The organism is Mesorhizobium sp. M0571, from assembly GCF_040320985.1.
Classification (GTDB): Bacteria; Pseudomonadota; Alphaproteobacteria; order Rhizobiales; family Rhizobiaceae; genus Mesorhizobium.
Window position 1 is genome coordinate 1 of sequence record NZ_JAMYQT010000126.1, and the last position, 2,466, is coordinate 2,466.

At 58.6% G+C, this 2,466-nt stretch carries 2 protein-coding genes; both read right to left on the minus strand.

Annotated elements, in window-relative coordinates; all coding sequences use genetic code 11:
• Positions 1-162: 162 nt before the first annotated feature.
• The gene (gene trpB, locus NKI85_RS37590) at positions 163-1,383 is read right to left on the minus strand and encodes a tryptophan synthase subunit beta (RefSeq protein WP_352780932.1); all 1,221 of its coding nucleotides are present in this window, start codon (positions 1,381-1,383) and stop codon (positions 163-165) included.
• 105 nt (positions 1,384-1,488) lie between these two features.
• Positions 1,489-2,283, minus strand: coding sequence for a helix-turn-helix transcriptional regulator (locus tag NKI85_RS37595; RefSeq protein ID WP_352780936.1), 795 nt, complete (start codon positions 2,281-2,283; stop codon positions 1,489-1,491).
• Positions 2,284-2,466: the final 183 nt, after the last annotated feature.

The window sequence follows — 2,466 nt, forward strand, 5'->3', positions numbered from 1 at the left end:
ACAGCTCCTCCTGCATCACACTTTGCTCGCCCATCATCGACTCAATCTCCTCTTACGACGAAGATTGAATCAGTGCTTCAGGACTGCTGCAACCCGGACTTTTTCAACACAATCGGTCGGGATCTTTCGCTGTTTTCGAGCCAAGCGAGCCTAGGCAACAGATCAATCGCTGTAGTTTTCCATTACGAAGTCCACATCCTTATCACCCCGGCCAGAAAGATTGACCAGGATTCGCTCCGACGGGTGACAACGCGCCGCCAATTGCATCGCAAAGGCAACAGCGTGTGCGCTCTCTAGAGCAGGAACAACGCCTTCTGTCCTCGACAACCGATAGAACGCCGCGACGGCCTGCTCGTCATCCACTGCGGTGAACGACACGCGTCCTGCGTCATGGAGCATACAAATCTCCGGGCCGACGCCCGGATAGACAAGCCCCGATGCGATTGAAGAAACCTTCGCAATATTGCCGTCGGCGTCCTGGAGAACGATGCAGTGCGAACCGTGCAGCGTGCCAGGCGTTCCGAAGGTCAACGTGGCGGCATGCTCGCCGGGCTTAGCTGATTTTCCCAAGGGCTCAATCCCGTGCAGCGACACACCCTGATCATCTAGGAAACCAGCGTAAATACCCATTGCGTTCGATCCTCCGGCCACGCACGCCACGACATGATCAGGCAAAGCCCCGCCATTCACCGCCATGAATTGTTGCCGTGCCTCCTGTCCGACTACCGATTGAAAGTCGCGGACGATCAGCGGAAACGGGTGCGGGCCGATGGCGGAACCGATCGCATAGAGGGCATGTCGATACTGCCGCGCATAGGCGTTGTACGCGGAATCGCTTGCTTCCTTGAGCGCCGATTGACCTTGTCCAACCGCAATCACCGTTGCCCCGAGAACCTTCATGCGGCTGACATTGGAACGTGCCTTCTCAAGATCGACTTCTCCAATGTGCACCTCGCATTCGAGGCCGAAATAGGCGGCCGCCGTGGCAAGCGCGACCCCGTGCTGGCCTGCGCCTGTCTCCGCGATCAACTTGGTCTTGCCCATATGCCGCGCGAGCAGGGCGAAGCCGACGCAGTGATTGAGCTTATGGGCGCCGGTGTGGTTCAGATCCTCGCGTTTGACGAACAGTGTGGCGCCGCCGATTTGAGCGGAAAGATTGGCGAGGCGGTGTACGGGTGTGGGCCGACCCTGGAAATAAATGCGGGCATCATGCAGTTTGCGCTGGAAATCCGGCATGTTCCAGGCGAGCTGATGCGTTTCGGCCAAGGCGGCAAGCTCGGGCCGCAACTCCGCGGGGTAGTCAATGCCACCATACCTACCGTAGTAGCCTTGGCTATCCGGGTGGCTATTACGGTAGGTGCCCGTAGTTCTTTGAAACGACATTTGGTCGACCTCTTGATGGTGAGGTCCGACCGATACGCCAAGTGAGCGGCAGTTTATTGAATGGGATTTGCGCGACGCAGCGATTGCCCTGCCCGGCGGCTGTAGCTAATGGGAGTTGGCTCGAAGGTCGTGCGAGAAGCGGCCAGGAGTGACACCGTAGACCTTCCTGAATTCGCGGGTGAGATGCGCTTGGTCGCAGAAACCAACCGATTGTGCCGCCTCACACAATTCGGCGCCTGCACAGATCAGTTCTCGCGCCCTCGCGATGCGCAGCTGCCTGACATAGGTTTGCGGCGCAATGCCGGTCGCGCGGTGGAATATCCGGACGAAATGGCTCTTGTGAAGTCCGACATGCCGGGCAAGCATGTCCGTGCGGATCGCGCGCATATACCGTTCGTCGATGAACTGACAAGCGGCTCGGACAGCGGTCATGCCGCTTGCGGCGAAACCGGCAGGCTCGAACGAGCAGTTCTGCAACAACTTGCGCAAGGCGGTCTCAATCGGAGCGGCGCCTGAAGTTGGAGAGGATAGGGCATCGACAAATGCTTCGGTCGCCGCGCATCGGCGCAATACATCGGTCCGGACGAGAGGGACGGTGGAGGTGCAGTCGCCCGCCGAGAGGCAGTCCGAGACGAAGCGTGGGGACGGATACAGAACCTCATAGCGGGCCGGCTGGTCCAAACTGCCACCGCTATGCACCTCGAATGGATTGAAGAAGAACACGTCGCCTGGCTGCGCCCTTTTGCTCCATCGGTTCGATTGCAATGAAGCACTTCCCGCAGTGAGGACAACCACCGAGAGAGTGTCATGCATGTGCTGATCGAAATGGCGCGCCGAAGCGCGCGCCCTGAGAAGATCCGGCGACCCTAGTATAAACCTGCAAGACTCGACAATGGTCATCACACCACACTGCACTCAAACTCTGATCATGGCCTCACAATAATATCGCATGCCTCGTTCGACAGAGGCCGTCTCCGCACTAACCACTCTCATGATTGCTGACAATGGCCTTTGACATAAGCTGCAGCCCGCCGATCCGATCGGCGGTCGAGGCACTTGTACGGCGGATATGAGGTGCAAGAG

Bases quoted from the DNA above. Each gene is read 5' to 3' on its own strand.
- trpB (WP_352780932.1), bottom strand. From the start codon at position 1,383: ATGTCGTTTCAAAGAACTACGGGCACCTACCGTAATAGCCACCCGGAT.
- NKI85_RS37595 (WP_352780936.1), bottom strand. From the start codon at position 2,283: ATGACCATTGTCGAGTCTTGCAGGTTTATACTAGGGTCGCCGGATCTT.